Source organism: Microcystis sp. M109S1, assembly GCF_020247025.1.
Lineage (GTDB): Bacteria > Cyanobacteriota > Cyanobacteriia > Cyanobacteriales > Microcystaceae > Microcystis.
This window is the reverse complement of record NZ_JADBRW010000374.1, coordinates 1-2649: the sequence shown is the minus strand read 5'-3', so window position 1 is coordinate 2649 and position 2649 is coordinate 1. Positions and strand designations below refer to the sequence as shown.

At 46.8% G+C, this 2649-nt stretch carries 3 protein-coding genes; all 3 read right to left on the bottom strand.

What is annotated here, in order from left to right; all coding sequences use genetic code 11:
- Positions 1-209: 209 nt before the first annotated feature.
- Positions 210-824: a LapA family protein gene (locus IM322_RS18375; protein WP_287676140.1), complete on the bottom strand. Its 615-nt coding sequence runs from the start codon at positions 822-824 to the stop codon at positions 210-212.
- A gap of 155 nt (positions 825-979) precedes the next feature.
- Positions 980-1597, bottom strand: a complete 618-nt coding sequence (locus tag IM322_RS18370; RefSeq protein WP_012267310.1) for a flavin prenyltransferase UbiX — start codon at positions 1595-1597, stop codon at positions 980-982.
- A complete protein-coding gene (locus IM322_RS18365) occupies positions 1581-2324 on the bottom strand; it encodes a HEAT repeat domain-containing protein (RefSeq protein ID WP_287676139.1) in 744 nt (247 codons plus the stop codon). The genes IM322_RS18370 and IM322_RS18365 overlap by 17 nt, the downstream gene beginning before the upstream one ends.
- Positions 2325-2649: the final 325 nt, after the last annotated feature.

Sequence of the window (2649 nt, the reverse complement as noted above, 5' to 3'; positions counted from 1 at the left end):
TAACTTTAAACTCTAAGACAAACATTTTACGCAGGGGGTACTTAGATAAAATCAGTATAGCACAATAAAAGTTAAGTTAACAAGCTATAGTTTAAAAAGCCGTCCTAAAAGGACGGGGCTTTAACCCAAAATTTCGGTAAGACAGGAGACAAGGCCAGAACAGTTTGTCTTCTCCGAGCGATTTGGGTAGAAACCTCTACTCTGTCAAATTAAATCCACTCTTCTTCATCCGCTTTGTTTACCTCCCGATCTTCGTTTTCATCCTGAGCGGGGGGCGTAATAATCCGATAATTGACATCGTAAACTTGATCGGCCTTTTCCCCGCGAGTCTGTTTGGCTGTGCGGTAACTATAGGAATAAACCGAGCCAGTTTGAGAACTGTCATCTGGAGGCTTGACAAAATTCGTTTTTTCCCCATCAGCAACCCTAGGCGGGAATTCTTCCCGATCCTGAATGGTAGTCGGTTTTTCGGGGGGTGCATCAAAATTCCAATCATCACCGCTATCTCTTTCCCAATCGTTATCTGGTGGAGACGCAGCAGAATCTTGAATATAGGTAGGTCGGGGAGATGGGGGTGGGACTTTAGGATTATTCGCTATACGAGGGGAGGCTTTTGGGGCAGCCAAAGGACGACCAAAACTATGGAGAAATTGCAGGGTTAAACCACTGATAATTCCCGCCAGGGTGAAAAGTAACACCCAGACAGCTAGGGGCAGTTTTACCTGCATAATACCGCCAAAAAAGACCAAAGTGATCACCCCCAGATTCTGCCAGATCAGTAATCCGCCCACAGCGATCGCAAATAAGACCATAATCCAGCCCATTTTTACCTCCCTTGATTCAGTGATCAGTGATCAGTAAACAGTGATCAGTAAACAGTGATCAGTAAACAGTAAACAGGTACAAAGATAAAGATAACTAACTAACTAATTAACTTAAAACTTACATCTGATAACTGATAACTGATAACTGATAACTGTTAATGTCCTTGCCAGCGATTAATGGCCACACAATCGATATCTAACTGATCGAGAGTACGAGCGATAACAAAATCGACCAAATCCTCGATCGATTGGGGATGGTGATACCATGCAGGTATTGCTGGCACGATTCTAACGCCCGCCTCGGCTAAAGTGGTTAAATTACGCAGATGAATTAAACTAAAGGGGGTTTCTCGCGGCACTAAAACCAATTTTCTGCCCTCCTTAATCTGCACATCGGCCGCCCTTTCTAGCAAATCGGAACTTAATCCCCCCGCTAATTTGGCCACTGTACTCATGCTACAGGGAATAATTACCATACCAAGGGTGCGATAGGAACCACTGGCGATCGTTGCCCCCACATCACCCCAACGATGACAGCGTAGTTTTCCCCCTTCCATCACCCCGCATTGGCCGCGCCAAAATTGTTCTTGCAGCTCCGGTTCTGGAGGCATCCGCACATTATCTTCTGCTTGCCAGACAGTGTAAGCTGATTTGGAGGCCACTAGATCGATCGTGTAGTCGGCTAAAAGTAGATATTTGAGAGTACGGACGGCATAAATCAGCCCTGATGCCCCCGTAACGCCCAAAATTAGCGGTTTAGATAATTCCTTCAAGCTCTAATTCCTCGATCAATTGTAATCCTCTCGGGTCGCCCACTTTTAATAAAGCACCCCTGGCATCTTCCTTGACACCTAAATCCTCATCTTCCACCAAGGCCTCGATCAAAGCATCGATCGCCGTGGCATAAATAACATTTAAGGGCAATTCTCGGCATAATTGACCGATCGACCAAGCGCAATTACTCCGCACCGCCGCGATTAAATCTCGGCGCAATCCTTCAATTAAAGGCGGCAAGACGGTGATGATATCTTCATAATTGACCTTGGCAATCTGGGACAAACTACTGGCAGCCCATAATCGCACCGCCGAAATATCGGTTTTGAGAGCATGAACCAAAGGCTCGATCGCTCTGCGATCGCCACAGTTGCCCAGGGACCAAACTACCCCTTTTCTGACGTAACCATTCCAATCTCTGGCCAGTAGATCGATTAAAGGCTCCACGGCGCTAAGACTGGGATTTCTGCCCAAAGCGTAGGCGACACTGACACGCACTAGGGGACAGACATCGCTTAACATCTCTAGTAAGGGGGCGATCGCTCTTTCGTCACGCAATTCACAAAAGGCCCGAGCGGCGATCATTCTCTCGCTCACATGAGCAGAAGTAAGCAATGAGAGCATTTCCTCTGGATCGGGGGGGATTTCCGCTGCTATGTCCGGATCGCTCCCATCGAGAGGATTATTTAAGGAGTTGCTAGAGTCTAGGATTTCATTGTCGTACATACTTGTTAGATTATCTTAATCCGTGACCGCTTACGTCAAGCCAAAAATCAAAAAGTAGTTGCGGGTTGGGGAGACTTTTCAGTGATCAGTAATCAGCCATCAGTAATCAGTGAACTGAAGGCAAGAGGCAACAGGCAACAGGCAAAAGAAAGAATCTGGCAATTCTCCTACCTAGGGTCTGCGGCAAAAAGTTTTTCGGTGGGGGTTGGGGGTTGGGGGTTGGGGGATGGGGGATGGGGGATGGGTTTTACCGATTTTCAGGTGGTCAACTACCTAATTTTCAGGGAAAAAGTACCTGAATTTTCCCCCTGATCACTCCCATGCC